Genomic DNA, 21,021 nt, shown 5'->3' with positions numbered 1-21,021 from the left:
GGATGGCCAGGCTGCGCTGCCCGGCGCCTCATCCGGCAGCTGCAGCGCGGCGGGCGGCGCTCGGCGTCGCGAGTCGGCGGCGGTGTCTCGCACCCTGCCAGGAGAGGGACCGGATCACGCGGCGTCGCGGTTGCCTTCGAGGAAGTCGTTGGCGAAACGCTGCAGCACGCCGCCGGCTTCGTAGATCGAGACTTCCTCGGCGGTGTCGAGGCGGCAAGTCACCGGCACCTCGAGCGTGTTGCCCTCCTTGCGATGGATCACCAGCGTCAGCGTGGCGCGCGGGGTGCGCTCGCCGATCACGTCGAAGGTCTCGGTGCCGTCGATGCCGAGGGTCAGGCGGTTGGTGCCGGGCTGGAACTCCAGCGGCAGCACGCCCATGCCGATCAGGTTGGTGCGGTGGATGCGCTCGAAGCCCTCGGCGACGATCGCCTCCACGCCCGCGAGCCGCACGCCCTTGGCCGCCCAGTCGCGCGAGCTGCCCTGGCCGTAGTCGGCGCCGGCGATGACGATCAGCGGCTGGCGGCGCTGCATGTAGGTTTCGATGGCTTCCCACATGCGCGTGACCACGCCGTCGGGCTCGATGCGCGCAAGCGAACCTTGCCGCACGTTGCCGTGCTCGTCGCGCACCATCTCGTTGAGCAGCTTCGGATTGGCGAACGTCGCACGCTGCGCGGTGAGGTGGTCGCCGCGGTGGGTGGCGTAGGAATTGAAGTCCTCCTCCGGCACGCCCATCTTCGCGAGGTATTCGCCGGCCGCGGAGTCGGGGAGGATCGCGTTGCTGGGGGAGAGGTGGTCGGTGGTGATGTTGTCGCCGAGCACCGCCAGCGGGCGCATGCCGCGCAGCGTGCGCTCGCCGGCCAGCGCGCCCTCCCAGTAGGGCGGGCGGCGGATGTAGGTGGACATCGGGCGCCAGTCGTAGAGCGGCTTCACCGGCGCGTTCTCCACGCGCACGTCGAACATGGGGCCGTAGACGCGGCGGAACTGCTCGGGGCGCACGTGCTCGCGCACGATGGCGTCGATCTCCTCGTCGGTCGGCCACAGGTCCTTGAGCGTGAGCGCGCGGCCGTCGCTGCCGGTGCCCAGCACGTCCTTCTCGATGTCGAAGCGGATGGTGCCGGCGATGGCATAGGCCACCACCAGCGGCGGCGAGGCCAGGAAGGCCTGCTTGGCATAGGGGTGGATGCGGCCATCGAAGTTGCGGTTGCCGCTGAGCACCGCGACGGCATACAGGTCGCGCTCGACGATCTCCTGCTGGATGGCCGGGTCCAGCGCGCCGCTCATGCCGTTGCAGGTGGTGCAGGCGAAGCCGACGATGCCGAAGCCCAGCGCTTCCAGGTGCGGCAGCAGGCCCGCCTCCTGCAGGTAGAGCTCCACGGCCTTCGAGCCCGGCGCGAGCGAGGTCTTGACCCAGGGCTTGCGCACGAGGCCGAGCTCGTTCGCCTTCTTCGCAAGCAGGCCCGCCGCGATGACGTTGCGCGGGTTGGAGGTGTTCGTGCAGCTGGTGATCGCGGCGATGATCACCGCGCCGTCGGGCATCAAGCCACTGGCTTCCTGCGCGCGCGCGGCCTCCAGGTCCCGGGCGATGCCGCGCTCGGCCAGCGCCGTGGTCGGCAGGCGGCGATGCGGGTTGGACGGACCGGCCATGTTGCGCACGACGCTCGAGAGGTCGAAGGTCAGCGTGCGCTCGTACTGGGCGTCCACCAGCGCATCGGCCCAGAGCCCGGCCGCCTTCGCATAGGTTTCGACCAACTGCACCTGCTGCTCGTCGCGGCCGGTCAGGCGCAGGTAGTCGAGGGTGTTGTCGTCGATGAAGAACATCGCCGCGGTGGCGCCGTACTCGGGCGCCATGTTGGAGATCGTCGCGCGATCGCCCAACGTGAGCGCGCGCGCGCCCTCGCCACGGAACTCCAGGTAGGCGCCGACGACCTTCGACTGGCGCAGGAACTCGGTGAGCGCGAGCACGATGTCGGTGGCGGTGATGCCCGGCTGCGGACGGCCGGTGAGCTCCACGCCGACGATCTCGGGCAGGCGCATCCACGAGGCGCGGCCGAGCATCACGCTCTCGGCCTCCAGCCCGCCCACGCCGATGGCGATGACGCCCAGCGCGTCCACGTGCGGGGTGTGCGAGTCGGTGCCCACGCAGGTGTCGGGGAAGGCCACGCCGTCGGCCACGTACACCACCGGCGACATCTTCTCCAGGTTGATCTGGTGCATGATCCCGTTGCCCGGCGGGATCACGTCCACGTTCTTGAACGCGTGCTTGGTCCACTCGATGAAGTGGAAGCGGTCCTCGTTGCGGCGCTCCTCGATGGCGCGGTTCTTCGCGAACGCATCGGGATCGAAACCGCCGCATTCGACGGCGAGCGAGTGGTCGACGATCAGCTGCGTCGGCACCACCGGGTTGATCTGCGCCGGGTCGCCGCCACGCTCGGCGATGGCATCGCGCAGGCCCGCGAGGTCCACCAGCGCGGTCTGGCCGAGGATGTCGTGGCAGACCACGCGCGCGGGGAACCAAGGGAAGTCGAGGTCGCGGCGGCGCTCGACGAGCTGGCGCAGGTAATCGCCGATGCGGTGCGGCTCGGCACGGCGCACGATGTTCTCGGCATGCACGCGCGAGGTGTAGGGCAGGCCGTCCCATGCGCCCGGCTGGATCGCCTCCACCGCCTCGCGGGCGTCGAACCAGTGCAGCGAGGTGCCGGGAAGGGGCTTGCGGTGGGCGGTGTTCATCGTCGGATCCACGGTCGGCGCACGTCCGGCACAGGGCCGACGCGGCAGGGTGCGAGAAAGGCCGGGCGGGCCCGGCGGCATCCGGCAATTATCCCGCAGCTTCGCGTGGCGGGCTCGCGCGCATGCGGCGCGGGCCGGCGGGGATTCAGCGCCCCGCGCCGGCTGCCGCGGGGCCGTGCCATGATCGGTGCGGCAGGGGAACTGCAGGAAGAGATGCGATGGGGCGGGGGATGGGCATGCCGATCGTGCCGGGCCGAACGCGCAAGTCGATGCCGCGCGCCTTGCGGGCGCTGCTCTGGAGCGCCCTGGCGATCGTGCTGCTTCTGCTGATGCTCGCGGCCGTGGTGCTGCTCGTGAACCGGCGCGACGAGGTGCCATCGGGGGATGCGAGGGCGCTGGAGGCGATCGTCGCCTCGGCACGCCCCGTCGATCCGGCCGACGATGCGCTGGCGGGGCTGGCGTCACTGGGGGCGACGGCCGTGGAGCAAGCCGGCCCGCACGCTGCGGCACGGCTCGTGGACGCCGCCGGACGCGACGCGCGGTCCAGGCGCGCCGCCCGCGGTGAGCGCCTGGACGATGCCCTGGGCGCGTGCAGCGCACGGCGCGACGACTGCGCGCGCCTGCTGGCCGCCGCGGAACCGGACATGCCGGCCTGGATCGCGCGCGAGGCCGCGCTGCTGGCGGCCTACCGCCAGGTGCTCGCACGCCGCGGCTGGCACGAGGGCCCGCCGCCGCGGTCGCCGATGGACTGGCGCCCGGCGCCGCTCTCGCTTGCCCTGCAGGGCCAGGAGCTTCTGCTGATGCAGGCCTTCGTCGACGCAGGCGCCGGCGATGCCACCGCCGTGCGGGAAGCGCTGGAGGCCGATACGCGGTTCTGGCGCGGCGGCCTGGCCGGCGCGGACACGCTGCTCACCAAGATGGTCGCCACGGCAGCGGTACAGCGGAACCTGGCCCTGGGGACGCTCGCAGTGCAGCGCCTGCCTGCCACCGCAATCGCCGCGGCGATCCCGCCTGCATGGAAGCTGCCGGTATCCGCCAGCGAGCGTTCGCTGCTCGGGGTGCTGGCCTGGGAGTGGAAGCTGGGCGACAACTTCATGCGGCGCACCAGCGCCGACGCACGCGGAAAGCTGCAGGCCCGTGGTGCGGACGCACCATCGTTCAATTCCCTGTTCAAGCCCCAGGCCACGAGCAACGCCAATGCCGCGATGATGCGCCGCATCGCCGATGCCAGCGGTGCACCGTATCCGCAACTGCAGCGTTCGCTGCGGCAGCTCGATGCCTGGATCGAGGACCGTACGCGTTTCCCGTACTCGATCTACAACCCCGTCGGCCGCATCCTCGGCAGCATCGCGGCACCGGCCTATGCCGGTTACGGCCGGCGCCTGGCGGATCTCGAGGCGCGCCGTCGCGCGGTGCTCGCCGTGCTCGGCCTGCACGCCGCGGGCATCGCACCGGTGCAGGTGGCGTCGGCGCTCGCGAGCAGCCCGCATCGGAATCCTTACACCGGTCGCGCCTTCGGCTGGGACGCCGCCGCCTCCTGCGTGCGCATCGGCGGCATCGACCGTGCCGAAGGCCGTGGCTGCGTCGCCTACGTGCCGACGACCGCATCTCCGACACCCACCCACTGAGGCCCGCATGCCCAACGCCACACAGGAACTGGAAACCTTCGTGCGCGAAGCGCTCATGCGCGGGCAGCCGCGCGCGGCGATCGGTGAGGCGCTCGCGCGCGCCGGCTGGAGCGCGGAGCAGACGCGCGGCGTGCTCGACGCCTGGGCCGACGTCGACTTCCCCGTGCCGGTACCGCGTCCGCGCGCCTCGCTCTCGGCACGCGAGGCCTTCGCCTACCTCGTGATGTTCGCCACGCTCTACTTCGGCACCTGGAACCTGGGCAGCCTGCTGTTCGACCTGATCGATCGCGCACTGCCCGACGCCGCCTCGGCCGACTACATCATCGCCGCGACCGACAACTCCATCCGCTGGGCCGCGTCGGCGCTGGTGATCGCGTTCCCGGTCTTCGCCTTCGTCGCCCACCGCGTCTCGCGTGACGTGGCGCGCCATCCGATCAAGCGCCTCTCACCGGTGCGCCGCTGGCTCACCTACCTCACGCTGTTCCTCGCGGCCTCGGTGCTGATCGGCGACATGACCACGCTGGTCTACCACGTGCTCGGGGGCGAGGCGACGCTGCGCTTCTTGCTGAAGGTGCTCGTGGTCGCCGTGCTGGCCGGTGCCATCTTCGGCTGGTACCTGCACGATCTTCGCCGCGAGGAGGCCGGGGCATGAGCACGCGGAGGACGGGAACCTGGCTGCTGGTGGCGGCCGGCGTGGCGGTGGCGGCGAGCATCGCGGCCGCGGTGTTCACGATCGGCACGCCCGGCGAGCAGCGCCTGCGGCGCATGGACGAGCGCCGTGAGCGCGACCTGGCGGGCCTGAAGTCGGCCATCGAGGCGCGCTACCGCCTGGAGGGCCGGCTGCCTGCGTCGCTGGGCGAGATCTCGGAAGGGCGCGACTGGGAGCGGCTTTCGCTCGCCGATCCGCAGACGGGCACGCCCTACGAGTACCGCGTGATCGATGCGCGCCGCTACGAGCTCTGCGCCCGCTTCGCCCGGGCCTCGCGGCAGACGCATGCCTTCGACGTGGGCCATCCCGCGGGCCGGCACTGCATGCGGCATGCGGTCACGCCACCCGGGCGCGCGGTGGTGGACTGAAGGAGGGGCGCCGCCTTGCCGGCGCGTGGCGTGCCGCGGTGCTACTTCGCGGCGGTCAGCGGTACGTGTCCGTCCAGCGCGCGGGGCGACAGGCCCAGTGCGCGGCGGTAGCGCGTGTACAGCGCACGCACCTTCTCCACGTAGGCGCGCGTCTCGCGGTAGGGCGGCACGCCCCCGTAGCGCGCGACCACGCCCGCGCCCGCGTTGTAGGCGGCGGCCGCAAGCACCAGGTCGCCGCGGTAGCGACGGATCAGCTGGCGCAGGTGGCGCGCGCCGCCGTCGATGGACTGCACGGGCGAATGCGGATCGGTGACCCCCAGCTCCCGCGCGGTGCCGGGCATGAGCTGCATCACGCCGCGCGCGCCCTTGGGCGAGACGGCCTGCGGATCGAAGCCGCTTTCGGCATGCGCGATCGCCCGCAGGTAGGCATCGTCCACCCCCGTCTTCTTCGCGGCGGCACGGAACTGCGGCGCGAAGCGGTCCACCCGCGCCGGGCCCACGCGCCCCAGCCCCTCGTGCGCGGGCTCGCCCGGCGGCGTCTGCACGGTGAAGGACAGCACCTTGCGCGAACCGGGCAGGTTGCGCGTGCTGTAGACGATGCGGCCGTCCTGCTCGCGTTCGTAGAGCGTGCCCTTGACGAGGCCGAGCGCGCCCCAGAGGTTGGGCAGCTTCACCGCATCGTCCGGCACGTGGCGGGCTTCGCAGCGCGAGCCGGGCTCGGGTGCGGTGGCCAGGCTCACGGTGCCGCCCTGCACGCAGCGGTAGACGGTGCGCGCGTGCGCGGGCCAGGCCGGCATGGCCAGCAGCGGCACCAGCAGGAGCAGGGAGCGGAGCACGGCGCGAGTCTATGCAGGCGCGCGTGCACGCGCCGCGTGGCATTGGTCACCACGACCTTCGTCAGCGGCCGTGCGCGGGCTCCGGCCGTGCTTCGGCGAGCAGCCTGAGCAGGGCGTCGAGGTCCAGCGGCTTGACCAGGTGATGGTCGAAACCCGCGGCGCGGGAGCGGGCGATGTCCTCGGCGCTTCCGTATCCGGTGATGGCGATGAAGCGGCTCTGGGCCAGCTCCGGCCGCTCCCGCAGGGCCCGCGCCAGCGCACGGCCGTCCATCCCCGGCAGGCCGATGTCCAGCAGGAACACGTCGGGCGGACCCGGCCAGCGCGCGGCGAGCACGGCGCGTGCGTCGCCATGCACTTCCACCCGGTGGCCCAGCAGGCCGAGCGCGGCGGCGAGGGTGTCGGCCGCATCGCGGTTGTCGTCGACCACGATGACGTGCAGCGAACGGCCCTCGCCGGGCGACGGCTCGGCTTCGACGCGTACGGGTGCCTCGTCCACCGCGGGCAGCCGCACGACGAAGCGGCTGCCGCGCCCCGGGCCGTCGCTGTGCGCGCTCACGCGCCCGCCGTGCAGCTGGACGAGCTGGCGCACCAGTGCAAGGCCCAGCCCCAGGCCACCGTGCGCACGCTCGGGCGTGCGGCGGCCCTGGGAAAACAGCTCGAACACGTGCGGCAGCAGGCCCGCGTCGATGCCCTGGCCCGTGTCGGCAACGCTGATGAGGGCGTCGCCGCCTTCGCGTGCGATCCCGACGTCGATGCGCGAGCCCTCGGGCGAGTACTTCGCCGCGTTGTTGAGCAGGTTGGCCAGCACCTGGATCAGCCGCGTGCGATCACCGCGCACGCGCAATGGCGCATCGGCCTGCGCGATGCGCAGGCGGTGGCCGCGCGCGTCGATGTCGGCGCGCGACTGTTCGACCGCGCCGGCCACGATCGCCGACACGTCCAGCACGTCCTCGCGCAGGGTGATCAGCCCGCGGGTGACGCGCGACACGTCCAGGAGATCGTCGACGAGTTCGCGGATGTGGCCGACCTGGCGGCCGATCACGCGCGCCACCTCGCGCACGCGCGCCGGGTCGTCGGCCACGCGGTCGAGCAGGTGCGACGCGGTCGCGATGGGCGCGAGCGGGTTGCGCAGCTCGTGCGCGAGCATCGCCAGGAACTCGTCCTTGCGCTGGTCGGCATCGGCCAGCGCCTGCTGCGCCAGCTTCAGGTCGTGGATGTCGGCGGAGCTGCCGAACCAGCGCACGACCTCGCCGCTGGAGGGATCGCGCCAGGGCTCGGCGCGCACGATGAACCAGCGGTAGTCGCCGCTGGCCGCGCGCATGCGGTGCTCGAGCGTGAATGCCTGGCCCGTCGCGAGCGCCTGGCCGAACGCGGCGGTCGAGGTCGCGACGTCGTCGGGATGCACCAGCTCGGTCATCGCCGGCACGCGCGCGCTCGGGTCGAAGGCGCGGCCGGTGTATTCCACCCACTGGCGGTTGACGAACTCCACGCTTCCGTCGCCCCGCAGGATCCACACCAGGTGCGGTACCGAGTCGGCCATCAAGCGGAAGCGTTCCTCGCTCAGGCGCAGCGCCTCGTCGTGGCGGCGGCGCTCGACGTGGGGGAACACGCGTGCGGCCACGGCACGGAGCAGGCGAAGGTCGTCGTCGCGCCAGCGGCGGGGCCGCGTGTCGGTCACCGAGACCGCGAAGCGCCATTCCCCGTCGCGCACGAACGGCGCGATCGCGAAGGCACCGATGCCCAGGGCCGCGTAACGCGCGCCATCCACGCGGGCATCCGCCTGCACGTCCTCGACGGCCACCGATTCGCCCCGACGCAACATCCCGGGGTAGTCGCCGAGCAGCACGTCGTCCAGCCGGTGCCGGCCGCGCAGCGGGGCGCGGCCATGCCGGAAGCTGGTGGCCACCTGCAGGATGCCGGCCACCTCGTCGATCTCGCTGAATTCGCAGCTGCGCGCATCCAGCAGGCGCGCCAGGCCCTCGGCAGCGTGCCGCAGCACGTCGTCGAGCGCCGCGCCGCGCGCGATGTCCTCGGTGATGCCGGCCAGCAGCGTCCGGCGCGCCTCCGCGCGCTTGGCCTCCGTGATGTCGCGTACCTCGAGCACGGTCCCCACCACCGCCCCGCCGTCGCGGATGACGCTCGCGGCGTAGGCGACGTCGTAGAAATGCCCGTCGCGATGGATGAAGACATCCTCGCCGCGCACGTGCCCGGCGGCCGCCGCCGCGCGGCCGATGGGGCAGGCGTTCGCGGGCAGCGGGCTGCCGTCCGGGCGCGTGTGATGCAGCACGTCGTGCAGCACGCGCCCGCGCAGCTCGTCGAGCGTGTAACCGGTGACGGCTTCGGCCGCCGGGTTCATGTAGGTGCAGCGTGCCTGCGCGTCGGTGATCAGCAACGCCGCCGTGGCATTGTTGATGATGTCGTCGAGGTGACTGCGCGCACCGCTCATGCCTGCAGGTCCCGTCCGGGTCCTGCACGGAGTATCCGGCAAGTCGGCGTCGGGCGACACCGCCGGCGCCGCGTCCCGCGGGCGCGGCACGCCGGCGCCCGATGCGATGTCGCCCCCGCGCTCGCGCTCAGTCGCCGCGTGCGGTGCCGGCGCGGTCGCCCTGCTGCCGTCCGCTGCGACGTCCGGCGACCGAATCGTCGTAGCGGCCGGAGCCGTTGCTGTCGCGATCACGCCGTTCGTCCTCGAAATACTCACCGCGCGTCTCGAGATCCACGTCGTGGAGGCGGTTCGCCGTCGCCTGGGGCGGCTGCGGGCCGGGCATGTTCCGGCGGCTGCCGCCGGCGGCGCCGGTGTCGGGATCGGGGGATGGGCTGCCGGGACGGGCCATGGCGTGCTCCTCCGGGGCGGGGTGTCCAGCCTCGCAGCGCCCGCGTTAGGCGATGGCGAGCGCCGGGTGCGCGAGCCGTTACGCGCGCCGACGGGGCCGCGGTGGAACACGCCACCAGGCCAGCGCCACGAGCGCCGCAAAGGCCGTGTAGGCCGCGACGAAGGTCCACCACGGTGCGTCGAAGAAGATCAGGCGCGCCAGCCAGTACTCGATGAAGGATTCGCCGTACGTCGCCTGCCCGGCGCGGCGGCGCAATGCCTGTTCCCAGACGGTGAGCGGGCAGACGGCGCCCAGCCAGGCCTGCAGCATCACCACCCCCATGACGGCGACGTGGATGGCACGCCAGCGCCGGCCGCGTACCCATCGCCAGCGTCGCGCACCCACCAGGATCGCCACCGTGCCGAGCACGACGAAAGCCACCACGCCCACGTGCAGCACCAGCAGGGCGTCCGCGAGCAGGCGGGCCCACGCGGGCGTCAGCCACTCCATGGCCGGCTGCCGGGTGCCCCGCACGGGCTGGAGGCGCGCGTCCGGCCGGGCGGCGGGTGGGCGACGCGCGCCGGTGGCATGTCGCGGACGACGCGGGCGGCCCGCGCCGGCGCCGCGTGGCGACCACTGCCGGGCGGCGTGTGCGCATGCATGGGTCGGGCTCCGGTTGCAGGCGGGATCGTCATAGGCCCACGGGGGTTCTGCCGGCGTGTAGGGCCGGCGTGCTTGCTGCATCCCGGACGGGCGGCGCGCCGCGGTGCCCCGGCGGGCGGCCCCGCGCGGGTATCATCACGGCCGCTTGCCACCGGCAGGAGCAGGGTTCGCCGCATGCAGTACTACGCCTTCATCGAGCGCGACGCCGAGCGCCAGTATTCGATCACCCTGCCGGACTTCCCGGGGTGCACGACCCGCGCCTCGAGTCTGAGCGGCATCACCGACGCCGCACAGCAGGCCGTCTCGGTGCACCTGGCCTCCTGCGTCACGCCGCTGGGCAAGCCCATGCGTGCCGAAACGCTGCCCCCGTCGTTCGAAACGCGCGAGGGCTACTGGATGCTGGTCGACCTGTCGCCGGTGATCGCCAAGTACCCGCCTGGCGTGGGCTGGTAAGTCAACGGCGGCTGGCGTCGCGCATGCGTGCTCCGCGCACGAGCGCGTCGCTGCCGCGGCTCGCAAGCCCTTCCGTTCGCCGGCCTGAACGCCACGCCAACGCGGGCCGGGCCGCCCGGCCGCCGCGCCGGGCGCGCCGGGCGCGGCGATAGCCTGCAAGCGGGCGTTCCCGCCCTTGCGAGGAGAAGCCGATGAGCGTGTCCGCGTATTCCTCTTCCGACCGTTCCAGCCGCGATGGCTGCATCGCCGAGATCAACATCTCGCCGCTGGTGGACGTGATGCTCGTGCTGCTGGTCATCTTCATGATCGCCGCGCCAGCGGTCACCGGCACGCTCTCGACGCGTCTTCCCGGAGACGGCCAGCCGGCCGCCCTGGCTGCCCCGCGCGTGGAGCTACGCGTCGACGCCAGCGGTGGCTTCGCGCTGGACGGCCGCGTACTCACGCGCGAAGCCCTGCAGACCGAGCTGGACGCACTCGCGCGGCGCAGTCCGCGGGCGGTGGTGGAAATCGCCGCCTCGCGCGAGGCCGACTACCAGGCCTTCGCGACCGCGCTTTCCAGTGCGCGCGCCGGCGGCATCGAACACATCACCTTCCGCCGCTGACCCGGTTCGGGGGGCGGGGCGGGCGGTCGCCTGCCCCCTTTTCTTCGGCGCCGCAAGGTCGCTACGCTGCGCGCATCCCGGGGGAGACCTTCATGGAACGCAGTCTGGACGCCCAGCGCGAGGAGTTCGCGCGCCGCCGTTTTCTCGCCATGCCGCTGGCGGGCACCCTCGCCTGGGGGGCCGTGCTGGTGGCCGCGCTCGTGCTCGAGCCGCGTTGGCTGCCGCTGGTGCTGTTCCTGGCCACCGGCATGATCGCCTACCTCGGGATCGCGCTGTCCAGGCTGACCGGAGAGAACTTCCTCGACCGGTCCAGGCCGAGGAACGCCTTCGATGCGCTCTTCATGCACAGCGTGGGGATGGCGGTTCTCGTCTATGCCATCGCGATCCCGTTCTTCCTGGTCCAGCCCGACTCGCTGCCCCTGAGCGTGGGCATCCTTACCGGGCTGATGTGGCTGCCCTTCTCCTGGATCATCGGCCACTGGATCGGCCTGCTGCATGCCATCACGCGCACGGCGGGCATCGTGGCCGCCTGGTACGCGTTCCCGGCCCAACGGTACGTGGCGGTGTCGCTGGTCATCATCGCGGTGTACGCGATCACCATCGCCGTCTTCGAGTCGCGGTGGCGGGGGCTGCGCACGGCGCATGCGGGCTGAGCGCGCCTGCGCACCGGTACGCCGCCTTCGCATCGATGAACGCTCCGCGCGGGCCGCCGCGCGGCTTCACGTCCACGAGACCGCGCACGGGAAGGATGCGGTGATCCGCACAGGGCCACCGCCATGAACACGATCCGACCCCATCGCCTCGCCTTCGCACTCGCCTGCGCGCTCACCGTATCCGGCCTGGTCGCCTGCACGCGCACCCCGTCGCCCGACGCGGGCGCCGATGCGAACCCGCCCACGCCGGACGCACCCGCCGCGACGACGAGCGTGGCCACCGGCGCAGGCGCGCCGGATTCTGCGACCGGCACGCCAGGCGTGCAGGATGGCCTGCCGGGCGCCCCCGGCAAGCCACTGCCCGCCGCGACCGGCGGGACTGCGGCCACGGCCGTGCAGCCGGCGCCGGCGCCGGTGGTGGCCGCCGCGGCCGAGGCGGAACTTCCCAAGGACAGCCCGCTGCGCGCACAGGTGCTGCTGGAACGCGCGTTCTTCTCGCCCGGCGAGATCGACGGCGCGGCCGGCGGCAACCTCGCGCGCGCGGTGCGCGCCTACCAGCGCGCGCAGGGCCTCACCGAGAGCGGCAAGCTCGATGCCGCGACATGGGAGAAGTTGAACGTCGACACCGCGCCCATCCTCGTCGAGTACACCCTGACCGCCGAGGACGTGGCCGGTCCCTTCGGCAAGGTGCCCACGCAGCCGATGGAGATGGCCAAGCTCGACGCGCTCCCCTACGAGTCGGTCGAGGAGAAGATCGCCGAGAAGTTCCACATGAGCCCGGCGCTGCTGAAGAAGCTCAACCCGCAGGCCGATCTCGCCACCGCCGGTACGAAGATCACCGTGCCGCACGTGGCGCCCGGGCAGAACCTGCCGGCACCGGCGCGCATCGTGGTCGACGAGTCCGATGCCCAGCTGCTGCTCGAGGACTCCGCCGGCAAGGTGCTTGGCGCGTTCCCCGTCACCACCGGCAGCGCGCAGTTCCCGCTGCCGATCGGCGACTGGAAGATCCTCGGCGTCTCCCGTGATCCGGTCTGGCACTACGACCCCAAGCTCATCGCCGGCAGCCGCAAGACCGACCGCAAGGCCGAGATCCCGCCTGGGCCGAACAATCCGGTGGGCACGACGTGGATCGACCTGTCGAAGGAGCACTACGGCATCCACGGCACGCCGAACCCCGCAAAGGTGGGCAAGACCGAATCAAATGGCTGCATCCGCATGACCAACTGGAGCGCGGCCGCGCTGGCGAAGGTCGTCACGACCGGCATGCCGGTGTCGATGCGCCGCTGACCCGCGGCCGGCACGCCCGGCCGCGCTGCGGGGCCGGGCCTGCATGGGCGCTCAGTGTGCGGTCGAATGCGTGGCCAGGCGTGCCGGCAGGCCACGGCGATGCAGGAGTACCGTCTGCGCGACGAGTACGGCTGCCACTGCGAGCGCGGCCCAGGCCATGACGTCGGAGCCGGGCAGGTTCCAGCCCGACTGCTTGACGAACACCGCCGCCAGCGCCCACACCGCCGCCAGCACGTAGGGCAGCAGGCCGCGCAGCGCGTGGTTGATCGCGAGCAGCGTGAAAGCCGCCACGGCCAGCAGGGGCAGGCTCCAGCCCAGCATGCGGTCGCCCGGCAGCACCTGCTCGGCGACGAGCACCTGGGCCAGGTTGAGGAAGGCCGCGAGCGACAGCCAGCCCGCGTGCAGCCCGAGCGCCCAGCGCGCGACCGCGTCGCGGCCCGGTTGGCCATGGCGAACCACCTGCACCGCGGCCGCGACCATGCAGGCCAGCGCGCCGAAGATCACGGCCAGGCAGATCCAGTACAGGCCCATCGAGAACAGCGGCATCCATACCGTGGTCAGCAGGAAGCCTCCGGCGGCCGGCATCGCGGCCAGCGTGAGCGCGCGTTCCCTGCGTCGCGCGCCGCCGAGCTGCCAGACGGCGTACACGAGATCGAGCAGGAAGATCAGCCCCCAGATCGAGAACGCATAGCCCGCCGCGACCAGCAGCGTGGGATAGCGGTCCGAGACTTCGCCGTTGGTGGGGCCGAACACGCCCTGCTGGTTCATCCACGCGGTGATGGGCATGAGGAGCGCGAACAGCAGGACGACAAGGCGCATGGCGGCGATTCCGGAACGTGGCCGCATTACGGTCCGCCGCGCGCGGTGAGAGGCGAATGAAGCCAGCGCGCGCCGCGACGATCAGGCATCGCGCGCATGCCCGCGCGATGCCTGCAGACGGCACGACGCGCGAAACCCCGGAGGTTCCGCGCGCTGGTGTCGTGCCTTGGCTTCAGCGTTCGCGGCTGCCCTGGCTGCCGCCGCGGTTGCCGCCACCGCTGGCTTCGCCGCCCTTGCGGCCGGCTTCGCGCGCCTCCTCGGACGTGAATTCATGCGCATTGCCGCTGCGATGCGCCGCGCGGCCGCCCTCGGAGGCGATTTCGCGCTGCTGCTCTTTGTCCATCGATGCGAATCCGCGATTGCTCTCGCCCTGCTTGCCGCCCTGGCTGCCGCCCTGGCTGCCGCCCTGGTTCTGCTTGGCCATGTCGCCTCTCCTGCTGCTGGGAAGTGGGGTGGAACGAGCCGGGTACCGGCCCGCGAGCAGGATCGGCAGAGGTGCAGTAAGGCAGTGGGACGAAGCTGTTGCGTGGAACTTAATTCCGCCTGTTTCGCGCGAGGCGCACAACGGTTCAGCGTCGTCAGGCGGCGGACGCCGGAGGCGGCGATGCCGGCACCCGTCGGGCCCAGCCGCGCGAACCCTGCTGCCGCCAGTGCCTCGCGCGCCGCCTAGGCGCGACCGGAATCCGCGTGCGGGCCGGCGATCCGGCGCTGGATGTCCTCCAGCCGCACGCCGCGCGTCTCCACGCCGCTGCGCCAGAGCATCACCGCCGAGATCGCCATCGGCACCGCGATCAGCAGTGCCGACAGCGCGAAATGGGTGAAGAAGCCGAGCACGCCGAGGCCTGCGCCGACGATGCCGCCGAACTTCGAGCTCGCCGCGATCACGCCCGAGCCCGTGCCGCGCAGGTGCACGGGATAGATCTCGGCCGCATACGGAATCAGCATGGCGATCACGCCGCTCACGCTCACCAGCAATGCCGCGGTGGCGACGATGGTGAGCGGCTCCGAGCGCAGGCCGAGCAGGTCCAGCGCGGCGAAGGCCAGCAGCGACAGCGTGGTGAGGCCGATGAACAGCACCAGTGCGCGGTAACTGCTCCAGCGGTGGTAGAGCCAGATGACCACGGCGATGCCCGGCAGCGCGTACACGGCGGACTTCGCCAGCAGCGCGCTCGCCGCCCGCGGGTCGATGCCGAGCCCGGCCAGGTTCACCGGCAGCCACAGCAGCACGCCGAAGTTGACCAGGCCCCAGGCGGTGCCGCAGACCAGCAGGCCCCAGCTGATGCGCGCATGCCGGCCGCGCAGCAACTGCCGCAGGCCCTGCGCGGCATGGTGTTCCTCGATCTGCGGCGCGCCAGGATGCGCTGCGTCGTCGCGTTCGAGCGCGTGCGTCGCGCCGCCGGAAAACCTGCGCAGCACCGCGCGCGCCACGTGCCCGAGCCCGGCGTTGGAGAGAAAGCGCGGGGATTCGGGGATGTAGCGGTTGAGGAAGAGGATGATCGCGCCGGTCGGCAGCCCCAGCAGCCAGAGCACGCGCCAGGAGAACAGCGGCTCCAGCGTGGCCGCCGCGCCGGCGGCGATCAGGTAGCCGGCCGACGTGCCCACGCCACCGAGGGCGACCAGCAGCCAGCCCCGATGCGCGGCCGGCACCGTCTCCGCCATCAGCGTGAAGGTGATCGGCAGCAGGCCGCCCGCCGATGCGCCCATCAGGAAGCACATGGCGAGGTTCCAGCCGAAGCTGGGCATCGCCCCGCAGATCGCGGTGCCCACGAACATGAGGGCCGACAGCAGGATGGCGGCACGGCGGCCGAACACGTCGGCGATGCGCCCCCAGACCACCGAGCCCACCGTGGTGCCGGTCAGCGCGAACAGCGCGAGCAGGCTGGCCGTCGGTTTGCTGATTTCGTACTCGTTGCTCATTCCCGGCACCACGAAGCCGAGCGTGGCCGGCTTCATCACGTCGATGGCGAGCGTCACCACCAGCACCGCGACCAGCTTCCAGTGCTCGCGGTTGAGCGGCACGCCGTCGGCCACGTGGAAGTGCAGGGCAGGGCCGGCCTGCGCCAGGCGGTCGCGGCGTGCGCGCGGCGGCATCAGCCCGTAGCAGGACAGCGCCAGCCCCGCGGGGATGGCCGCCATGCCGAGCCACATCCCCGTGGTCATCGGCATGCCGACCATCTGCCAGTGCGTGTGCCGGCCCATCATGAACATCGGGACGTGGGCGAGTACGCCCGCGGTGATCAGCGCGCAGCCGAGCCAGAAGGCCCAGCGATGGTGGAAGGAGATGCCGTCGGCGTTCATGCGGGCCCCCGGGGTGCGCGCAGTCTATCGGCCCGTGCGCCGAGCGGTGCGGCCCATCCGCCGCCGCGCTAGGCTTGGCGCGACCCATAAAGGACCCGCCACGATGGACCGTCGCCTCGCCCTTACGCCCCTGCTCGTGCTCGCCGCCGCGTCCGGCGCCGCCGATCGCGGGCCGCCGCCTTCTCCGGCCTGCGCCGATGCACGCAGCGTCGTGGAGATGGTGCAGAGCGACGACCACACGCTCGCGGTGAGGCTGGCCGACGGGTCGCGCTTCCGCCTCGATCTCGCGCTGCGCTGCCCGGGCATCGCCGACGAGCCGCAGGCGACGCTGGTGAGCCCCGGCGGCTGGGCCTGCGGGCGTGCGCAGGAGGCCGTAGTGGCCGGGCCGCGTGCCTGCCCCATCGCCCACGTCCAGCGCGTCGACGCCCGCACCTACGCCTCGCACGCGATGGCCGGCGCGCGCGCCGGCCAGCCGGCCGTGCTGGGCAACGTCACCGTTACCGGCGAGCGCCGGCGCGGCTTCGTCGGCTCGCCGTCCTACTGCGTCAATACCAATCACATGCGCGGCTGGAGCGAGGACGCGCACGGGCTGATCGTGGAGGTCTCGCCGGTGCGCTCGGGCGGACATCGCTATTACCGCGTCGAACTGGGCGCCGGCTGCCAGGGGCTCACCGATGCCGTGCACCTGAACCTGGTGTCGCGCGTGGGCAATGCGATGGTCTGCGGCTTCGCCGGCGACGAGGCCATCTTCAGCGGCGACCTGGCCGCGTCCGGTGTGGCGGGTGCCTTCGACACGGGACGCAGGCTGCGCGACATGCCCGACGCCGGCCGCTGCCCCGTGTCCGAGGTCTATCCCCTCGAACGTGCCGAGGCCGACGAGGTCGCCTCGCTCAGGCCAGCATCGTGACCGCGTCCCCGCGCCGCACCGTGCCGGTGCCGCGCGGGATCAGGTTCATTCCGAAGAGCACGCCCGACAGCCCGCTGCCGGCGGGTGCACGCCGGTAGGTGGCCAGCGTGCGCAGCGGCTCGCCCCCGGGATCGCGCGCCATCGTCGCCGGGTCGATCGTGGTGAACACGCAACGCGTGCACGGCTTGACCGCCTCGAACTCGACCTCGCCGATGCGCACGCGGCGCCAGCCGTCCTCGGCATGCGGCGCGCAGCCTTCCACCACCAGGTTGGGCCGGAACCGCGCCATCGGCACCGGCTGCGGCAGTCGCGTATTGAGCGCATCGAGCGCGGCCTGTGAGATCACCAGCAGCGGATAGGCGTCGGCGAAGCTCACCACGTCCCCGGGCGTGGCGAAATCCGGGTCCACGGCACGCCTGCTGGTCTCGTCCATGTGAACGAGCCGCACCGGCATGCCGAGGTAGCGCGAGAGCCACGCATCGGCCTCCGCGCCGCAGCGCTGTGCGTCCACCACGTCGCGCCAGATGGCGACGTCCAGGCGCGGTGCGTCCGCCGGCGGCGTGGGCACGTGCAGGCCGGGCATGCCCGGTGCATCCAGCTGCAGGCCGTCGCGCGCGGGCCTGGCCCGGATGCCGACCATCGCGCCGTGCTGGCGACCGGTGACGAAGCGTGCGTCGGCATCGACGACCAGCCAGCGGCGGTCGCCCGCCGGCCCGCGCGGCGTGATCTCGAGCATGTCGACATCCAGCGGCGCACAGGACTTGAGCGGATGCAGGTGCAGGGAGGCGATGCGCATGGACGCATTGTCGCCCACCCCTTCACTGCGCGAGGCGGGACGGTGCGGGCGCCGCCGAGCGCTCGCCATCCGCTGCCTCCGCGCCCGGCGAGCCCGTTTCCGCCGCGTCGGCGCGATCACGCCGACCCGCGGCCCCGGCACGCACCTCGAGCGCATCCACCGCCGCTACTCCGCGCACGATGTCCGCGCGCATGCGCGGCAGCGCCTCGGGGTGGTGGGCGAGCAGGAAGTCGATCATCCGCTCGCGCACCGCGCAGCGCAGGTCGAACAGGTCGCCGGAGTTTCGGGCGCTGACCAGCATGCGCAGCTGCACGGTGGTGCGGTCGGCCTCGACGATCTGCGCCACGCAGACCCGCCCGTCCCAGCGCGCGTCGGTCTGGCAGATGCGCGAAAGCTCCGCGCGCACGGCGTCCATCGGGGTGCGGTAGTCCAGCCACAGGTGCGCCGCGCCCAGCAGCTCGGCGCTGCGTCGCGTCCAGTTCTGGAAGGGGTGCTCGATGAACCACTGCAGCGGCACGATCAGCCGCCGTTCGTCCCAGATGCGCACGACCACGTAGGCGCTGGTGATTTCCTCGACGCGACCCCACTCGCCCTCCACGATCACCACGTCGTCGAGGCGGATGGGCTGGCTCAGGGCGATCTGCAGGCCGGCGATGAGGTTGCCGAACACCGGCTTGGCCGCGATGCCGGCCACGAGCCCGAGCACGCCTGCCGAGGCCAGCAGCGTGGTGCCCAGCTGGCGCACCGCGGGAAAGCCCATCAGCACGGCGGACACGCCCAGAAGCGCGACGATGCCCTGCGCGATGCGCCCGAGCACGCGCGTCTGCGTCTGCACGCGCCGCGCGGCCAGGTTGTCGGCCACGTCCACCGGATGCTCCAGCAGGATGCGGCGCTCGATCGCACCGACGGTACGCACGCCCAGCCACGTCAGGCAGAGCATGAGCCCGATCCCGGCCGTGCGCTGCAGCAGCGCCGCCCACGTTCCCGGCAGCGGCACGGCGGCGGAGGCCGCAACCAGCAGCACCAGGGGCAGGGCGATCGACGCCGGCGGCGCGATGACGTGCACCACGCGCGCGGCCAGGCGGTCGCGACGCTCGCGCGCCCGGCGCGCTACCGATCGCAGGATGCGGTGGACGACGTAGCCGGCCACGAGCGCCGCGAGCAGAACGCCCGCGGCGGGCGCGTACGTTTCCCAGTCGGGCACGGAACCTCTCCGGAACGGCAGGCCATGCTCGCGCCGTGGCCGTAAACGCCGCGTGGGGCCGGGTCAGCCGGCGGGCGCGCGCTGCGCGAGCTTCTCGCGCTGCATGCGCTCGAGTTCCATCTGGTCGCGCTTTTCCTGCTGGCGTCGAAGCTCCTCGCGACGCATCGCCTCCACCTCCTCGGGCGAGGGCGCGGCGTCGAGCGTGAGCGTCGTGCCCGCGGCGCCCGCAGGCTCCCCGCGCCGGCTCTTGAGCTTGATCGCCAGGCGCAGCTCGTTGGCCGAGTCGGCGTTGCGGATGGCCTCGTCGTAGGAAATCGTGCCGTCGTTGTAGAGCTCGAAGAGGGCCCAGTCGAAGGTGCGCATGCCCAGCTCGCGCGACCTGGACATGATGCCCTTGAGCTCGTTGAACTCGCCCTTGAAGATCTTCTCGGCGATGGTGGGCGTGTTGATGAGGATCTCCACCGCCGCCGCGCGGCCGCGGCCGTCCTCGGTGCGCACCAGCCGCTGCGAGACGATCGCGCGCAGGTTGGCCGACAGGTCCATCAGCAACTGCGTGCGGCGCTCTTCCGGGAAGAAGTTGATGATGCGCTCCATCGTCTGCGACGCGCTGTTGGCGTGCAGCGTGGACAGGCACAGGTGCCCGGTTTCGGCGAAGGCGATGGCATGCTCCATCGTCTCGGCATCGCGGATCTCGCCGATGAGGATCACGTCGGGCGCCTGGCGCAGGGTGTTCTTCAGCGCGTGATGCCAGCTGTGCGTGTCGACGCCCACCTCGCGGTGCGTGACCAGCGATTTCTGCGAGGCGTGCGCGTACTCGACCGGGTCTTCCACCGTGATGATGTGCCCGGCGCTGGTACGGTTGCGGTGGTCCAGCATGGCGGCGAGCGACGTCGACTTGCCCGAGCCGGTGCCGCCCACGACCAGGATGAGCCCGCGCTTGGCCATGACCAGGTCCTTGAGCACTTCGGGCAGGCGGAGCTTGTCGAAGTTCGGGATCTCCGCGGCGATCGTGCGCAGCACCATGCCCACGTGCCCCTGCTGCACGAACACGTTGACGCGAAAGCGCGAGACGCCCGGCAGCGCGATCGCGAAGTTGCATTCGAGCTCGGCGGCGAACTCCGCGCGCTGCTTCTCGTTCATGAGCGCGTGGGCGAGCTTCTGCGTCACCGCGCCGGTGAGCTTTTGCGGGCCCAGCGGCGTCATCTGCCCGTTGGCCTTCATGCTCGGCGGGAAGTCGTGCGCGATGAACAGGTCGGAGCCGCCGGCGCGGGCCATCGCCGCCAGCAGCTTGTGCATGTAGTCGCGGGCCTGCTCTTCGGTGAGGTTCGACATGGGCGGGGCGGTCGCGCCGGTGGGGGATCCCGCCCGTTAACGGCGATACGCCCGGGCCTTGAAGCAGCGGCGGGCCGATCCGTGACGGCGGTGCCCGCATCTCGACGCGGCGCCGAGGGCCGTGCCCGCATAGTCGGCCCGGTCCGCGTTGCCCGTTACGTCATGGATCCCGTGCAGTTCAAGCAGCTGGCCGAAAGCCTCAGCCTCGTGATCGACGCCGGCGGCGCGCTGGTGATCGTGATCGGCCTGGCCTGGGCGCTGCTGCGCTGGGTTGCCGGATCCGGGCGCGCGCCGGCGGCCGATGCCTACCGGCGGCTCCGCCAGGACGTCGGGCGCGGGATCCTGCTCGGCCTGGAGTTCATGGTGGCCGGCGACATCATCCGCACCGTGGCGGTGGAGCCCACGCTCGACAGCGTCACCGTGCTGGGCGCGATCGTGCTGATCCGCACCTTCCTGAGCATCTCGCTGGAAGTCGAACTCGACGGCCGCTGGCCGTGGCAGCGCGCGCGGGACGACGGCGGAGCCGGCCCGGCCGGGGGCGGTTAGGCCGGGTCAGCCTTCCGCTTCGCCCGCCTCCGGCAGCAGGGGATAGGGCTCGACCTTGCCCCTGAGCTTGAGCGTCATCGGCTGACCGCGGCGGTCGCGCGCGCGGCCCGCGGCCACGCGGATCCAGCCCTCGCTCACGCAGTACTCCTCGACGTCACGGCGCTCCACGCCGTTGAAGCGGATGCCGATGCCGCGCTCGAGCAGGGCGGCGTCGTGGTGCGGGCTGCGCGGGTCGGTGGAGAGGCGGTCGGGCAGGGCGTCGGTCATGGCGGGTCGGCGAGGGCGGCGGTGCCGCGGCGGGCCATTATCGCCGAGGCGGCCATGACCGGCGGCGCCTGCGGCCGCTGCCGGCGGCGGGGCGCCGTGTCCCCGGCCGGCGG

The 21,021-nt window shown here is 72.3% G+C and carries 21 protein-coding genes; 9 read left to right on the top strand and 12 right to left on the bottom strand.

The window, feature by feature from the left end; all coding sequences use genetic code 11:
- Positions 1 to 114 precede the first annotated feature (114 nt).
- Complete coding sequence (gene acnD / locus EYQ95_RS15515) at positions 115 to 2,727, bottom strand: Fe/S-dependent 2-methylisocitrate dehydratase AcnD (protein WP_132328129.1); 2,613 nt, start codon at positions 2,725 to 2,727, stop codon at positions 115 to 117.
- 230 nt (positions 2,728 to 2,957) lie between these two features.
- Here acnD and EYQ95_RS15510 point away from each other — a divergent pair, with 230 nt between their 5' ends.
- From EYQ95_RS15510 to EYQ95_RS15500, 3 genes are read left to right on the top strand one after another with little or no spacing between them, the layout of a single operon-like run.
- The gene (locus tag EYQ95_RS15510; protein WP_132328128.1) at positions 2,958 to 4,355 is read left to right on the top strand and encodes a hypothetical protein; all 1,398 of its coding nucleotides are present in this window, start codon (positions 2,958 to 2,960) and stop codon (positions 4,353 to 4,355) included.
- A gap of 7 nt (positions 4,356 to 4,362) precedes the next feature.
- The gene (locus EYQ95_RS15505) at positions 4,363 to 5,007 is read left to right on the top strand and encodes a DUF5671 domain-containing protein (protein ID WP_132328127.1); all 645 of its coding nucleotides are present in this window, start codon (positions 4,363 to 4,365) and stop codon (positions 5,005 to 5,007) included.
- On the top strand, positions 5,004 to 5,432 hold the full coding sequence (locus tag EYQ95_RS15500; protein WP_132328126.1) for a hypothetical protein: 429 nt from the start codon (positions 5,004 to 5,006) through the stop codon (positions 5,430 to 5,432). Before EYQ95_RS15505 ends, EYQ95_RS15500 begins: the two co-directional genes overlap by 4 nt.
- Before the next feature lie 41 nt (positions 5,433 to 5,473).
- Here the strand turns inward: EYQ95_RS15500 and EYQ95_RS15495 are convergent, their stop codons facing one another.
- From EYQ95_RS15495 to EYQ95_RS15480, 4 genes are all read right to left on the bottom strand, one after another.
- Positions 5,474 to 6,268 (bottom strand): lytic transglycosylase domain-containing protein, encoded by a 795-nt coding sequence (locus tag EYQ95_RS15495; RefSeq protein ID WP_370451264.1) that lies wholly within the window; start codon positions 6,266 to 6,268, stop codon positions 5,474 to 5,476.
- A 61-nt stretch (positions 6,269 to 6,329) separates the two neighbouring features.
- Positions 6,330 to 8,714: a PAS domain S-box protein gene (locus EYQ95_RS15490; protein ID WP_132328125.1), complete on the bottom strand. Its 2,385-nt coding sequence runs from the start codon at positions 8,712 to 8,714 to the stop codon at positions 6,330 to 6,332.
- Positions 8,715 to 8,841: 127 nt separating this feature from the next.
- Entirely contained in the window at positions 8,842 to 9,102 is a 261-nt protein-coding gene (locus tag EYQ95_RS15485; RefSeq protein ID WP_132328124.1) for a hypothetical protein, read from the bottom strand.
- Positions 9,103 to 9,180: 78 nt separating this feature from the next.
- Positions 9,181 to 9,591 (bottom strand): DUF2784 domain-containing protein, encoded by a 411-nt coding sequence (locus tag EYQ95_RS15480; protein ID WP_132328123.1) that lies wholly within the window; start codon positions 9,589 to 9,591, stop codon positions 9,181 to 9,183.
- Positions 9,592 to 9,918: 327 nt separating this feature from the next.
- Here EYQ95_RS15480 and EYQ95_RS26390 point away from each other — a divergent pair, with 327 nt between their 5' ends.
- The 4 genes from EYQ95_RS26390 (at position 9,919) to EYQ95_RS15460 (ending at position 12,739) form a co-directional block, all read left to right on the top strand.
- Positions 9,919 to 10,197, top strand: a complete 279-nt coding sequence (locus tag EYQ95_RS26390) for a type II toxin-antitoxin system HicB family antitoxin (RefSeq protein WP_165924753.1) — start codon at positions 9,919 to 9,921, stop codon at positions 10,195 to 10,197.
- A 191-nt stretch (positions 10,198 to 10,388) separates the two neighbouring features.
- Positions 10,389 to 10,799 (top strand): biopolymer transporter ExbD, encoded by a 411-nt coding sequence (locus tag EYQ95_RS15470; protein WP_132328121.1) that lies wholly within the window; start codon positions 10,389 to 10,391, stop codon positions 10,797 to 10,799.
- Between the two features lie 92 nt (positions 10,800 to 10,891).
- Positions 10,892 to 11,452 (top strand): hypothetical protein, encoded by a 561-nt coding sequence (locus EYQ95_RS15465; protein WP_132328120.1) that lies wholly within the window; start codon positions 10,892 to 10,894, stop codon positions 11,450 to 11,452.
- 123 nt (positions 11,453 to 11,575) lie between these two features.
- Entirely contained in the window at positions 11,576 to 12,739 is a 1,164-nt protein-coding gene (locus EYQ95_RS15460; RefSeq protein WP_132328119.1) for a L,D-transpeptidase, read from the top strand.
- 51 nt (positions 12,740 to 12,790) lie between these two features.
- Here the strand turns inward: EYQ95_RS15460 and EYQ95_RS15455 are convergent, their stop codons facing one another.
- From EYQ95_RS15455 to EYQ95_RS15445, 3 genes are all read right to left on the bottom strand, one after another.
- Positions 12,791 to 13,558 (bottom strand): hypothetical protein, encoded by a 768-nt coding sequence (locus EYQ95_RS15455; protein WP_132328118.1) that lies wholly within the window; start codon positions 13,556 to 13,558, stop codon positions 12,791 to 12,793.
- Between the two features lie 172 nt (positions 13,559 to 13,730).
- Positions 13,731 to 13,982 (bottom strand): KGG domain-containing protein, encoded by a 252-nt coding sequence (locus EYQ95_RS15450; protein WP_132328117.1) that lies wholly within the window; start codon positions 13,980 to 13,982, stop codon positions 13,731 to 13,733.
- 242 nt (positions 13,983 to 14,224) lie between these two features.
- Positions 14,225 to 15,856, bottom strand: a complete 1,632-nt coding sequence (locus EYQ95_RS15445; protein WP_132328116.1) for an MFS transporter — start codon at positions 15,854 to 15,856, stop codon at positions 14,225 to 14,227.
- Positions 15,857 to 15,959: 103 nt separating this feature from the next.
- On the opposite strand from EYQ95_RS15445, the gene EYQ95_RS15440 reads away from it, so the two are divergent.
- Positions 15,960 to 16,763, top strand: coding sequence for a hypothetical protein (locus EYQ95_RS15440; RefSeq protein ID WP_132328115.1), 804 nt, complete (start codon positions 15,960 to 15,962; stop codon positions 16,761 to 16,763).
- Here the strand turns inward: EYQ95_RS15440 and EYQ95_RS15435 are convergent.
- The 3 genes from EYQ95_RS15435 to EYQ95_RS15425 all read right to left on the bottom strand — a co-directional run bounded on the left by EYQ95_RS15435 (position 16,747) and on the right by EYQ95_RS15425 (position 20,095).
- Positions 16,747 to 17,559, bottom strand: coding sequence for an MOSC domain-containing protein (locus EYQ95_RS15435; protein WP_207916470.1), 813 nt, complete (start codon positions 17,557 to 17,559; stop codon positions 16,747 to 16,749). The genes EYQ95_RS15440 and EYQ95_RS15435 overlap by 17 nt on opposite strands.
- Positions 17,560 to 17,581: 22 nt before the next feature.
- Entirely contained in the window at positions 17,582 to 18,763 is a 1,182-nt protein-coding gene (locus tag EYQ95_RS15430) for a mechanosensitive ion channel family protein (RefSeq protein ID WP_132328113.1), read from the bottom strand.
- 63 nt (positions 18,764 to 18,826) lie between these two features.
- Complete coding sequence (locus EYQ95_RS15425; RefSeq protein ID WP_132328112.1) at positions 18,827 to 20,095, bottom strand: PilT/PilU family type 4a pilus ATPase; 1,269 nt, start codon at positions 20,093 to 20,095, stop codon at positions 18,827 to 18,829.
- A 162-nt stretch (positions 20,096 to 20,257) separates the two neighbouring features.
- Here EYQ95_RS15425 and EYQ95_RS15420 point away from each other — a divergent pair, with 162 nt between their 5' ends.
- Positions 20,258 to 20,641 (top strand): DUF1622 domain-containing protein, encoded by a 384-nt coding sequence (locus EYQ95_RS15420; protein WP_207916467.1) that lies wholly within the window; start codon positions 20,258 to 20,260, stop codon positions 20,639 to 20,641.
- Between the two features lie 6 nt (positions 20,642 to 20,647).
- On the opposite strand, the gene EYQ95_RS15415 is transcribed toward EYQ95_RS15420, so the two are convergent.
- Positions 20,648 to 20,908 (bottom strand): DUF3297 family protein, encoded by a 261-nt coding sequence (locus EYQ95_RS15415; protein ID WP_132328111.1) that lies wholly within the window; start codon positions 20,906 to 20,908, stop codon positions 20,648 to 20,650.
- Positions 20,909 to 21,021 lie beyond the last annotated feature (113 nt).

Source organism: Lysobacter sp. N42 (genome assembly GCF_004344885.1).
This window is presented reverse-complemented; position numbering and strand designations above follow the sequence as displayed.

Excerpts from the sequence above, each read along its gene's own strand:
- EYQ95_RS15505 (WP_132328127.1), top strand. The coding sequence starts at position 4,363 with ATGCCCAACGCCACACAGGAACTGGAAACCTTCGTGCGCGAAGCGCTC.
- acnD (WP_132328129.1), bottom strand. The coding sequence starts at position 2,727 with ATGAACACCGCCCACCGCAAGCCCCTTCCCGGCACCTCGCTGCACTGG.
- EYQ95_RS15460 (WP_132328119.1), top strand. The coding sequence starts at position 11,576 with ATGAACACGATCCGACCCCATCGCCTCGCCTTCGCACTCGCCTGCGCG.
- EYQ95_RS15440 (WP_132328115.1), top strand. The coding sequence starts at position 15,960 with ATGGACCGTCGCCTCGCCCTTACGCCCCTGCTCGTGCTCGCCGCCGCG.
- EYQ95_RS15435 (WP_207916470.1), bottom strand. The coding sequence starts at position 17,559 with ATGCGCATCGCCTCCCTGCACCTGCATCCGCTCAAGTCCTGTGCGCCG.
- EYQ95_RS15445 (WP_132328116.1), bottom strand. The coding sequence starts at position 15,856 with ATGAACGCCGACGGCATCTCCTTCCACCATCGCTGGGCCTTCTGGCTC.
- EYQ95_RS26390 (WP_165924753.1), top strand. The coding sequence starts at position 9,919 with ATGCAGTACTACGCCTTCATCGAGCGCGACGCCGAGCGCCAGTATTCG.
- EYQ95_RS15480 (WP_132328123.1), bottom strand. The coding sequence starts at position 9,591 with ATGGAGTGGCTGACGCCCGCGTGGGCCCGCCTGCTCGCGGACGCCCTG.
- EYQ95_RS15425 (WP_132328112.1), bottom strand. The coding sequence starts at position 20,095 with ATGTCGAACCTCACCGAAGAGCAGGCCCGCGACTACATGCACAAGCTG.
- EYQ95_RS15420 (WP_207916467.1), top strand. The coding sequence starts at position 20,258 with ATGGATCCCGTGCAGTTCAAGCAGCTGGCCGAAAGCCTCAGCCTCGTG.
- EYQ95_RS15450 (WP_132328117.1), bottom strand. The coding sequence starts at position 13,982 with ATGGCCAAGCAGAACCAGGGCGGCAGCCAGGGCGGCAGCCAGGGCGGC.
- EYQ95_RS15500 (WP_132328126.1), top strand. The coding sequence starts at position 5,004 with ATGAGCACGCGGAGGACGGGAACCTGGCTGCTGGTGGCGGCCGGCGTG.
- EYQ95_RS15455 (WP_132328118.1), bottom strand. The coding sequence starts at position 13,558 with ATGCGCCTTGTCGTCCTGCTGTTCGCGCTCCTCATGCCCATCACCGCG.
- EYQ95_RS15415 (WP_132328111.1), bottom strand. The coding sequence starts at position 20,908 with ATGACCGACGCCCTGCCCGACCGCCTCTCCACCGACCCGCGCAGCCCG.
- EYQ95_RS15485 (WP_132328124.1), bottom strand. The coding sequence starts at position 9,102 with ATGGCCCGTCCCGGCAGCCCATCCCCCGATCCCGACACCGGCGCCGCC.
- EYQ95_RS15470 (WP_132328121.1), top strand. The coding sequence starts at position 10,389 with ATGAGCGTGTCCGCGTATTCCTCTTCCGACCGTTCCAGCCGCGATGGC.
- EYQ95_RS15490 (WP_132328125.1), bottom strand. The coding sequence starts at position 8,714 with ATGAGCGGTGCGCGCAGTCACCTCGACGACATCATCAACAATGCCACG.
- EYQ95_RS15465 (WP_132328120.1), top strand. The coding sequence starts at position 10,892 with ATGGAACGCAGTCTGGACGCCCAGCGCGAGGAGTTCGCGCGCCGCCGT.
- EYQ95_RS15510 (WP_132328128.1), top strand. The coding sequence starts at position 2,958 with ATGGGCATGCCGATCGTGCCGGGCCGAACGCGCAAGTCGATGCCGCGC.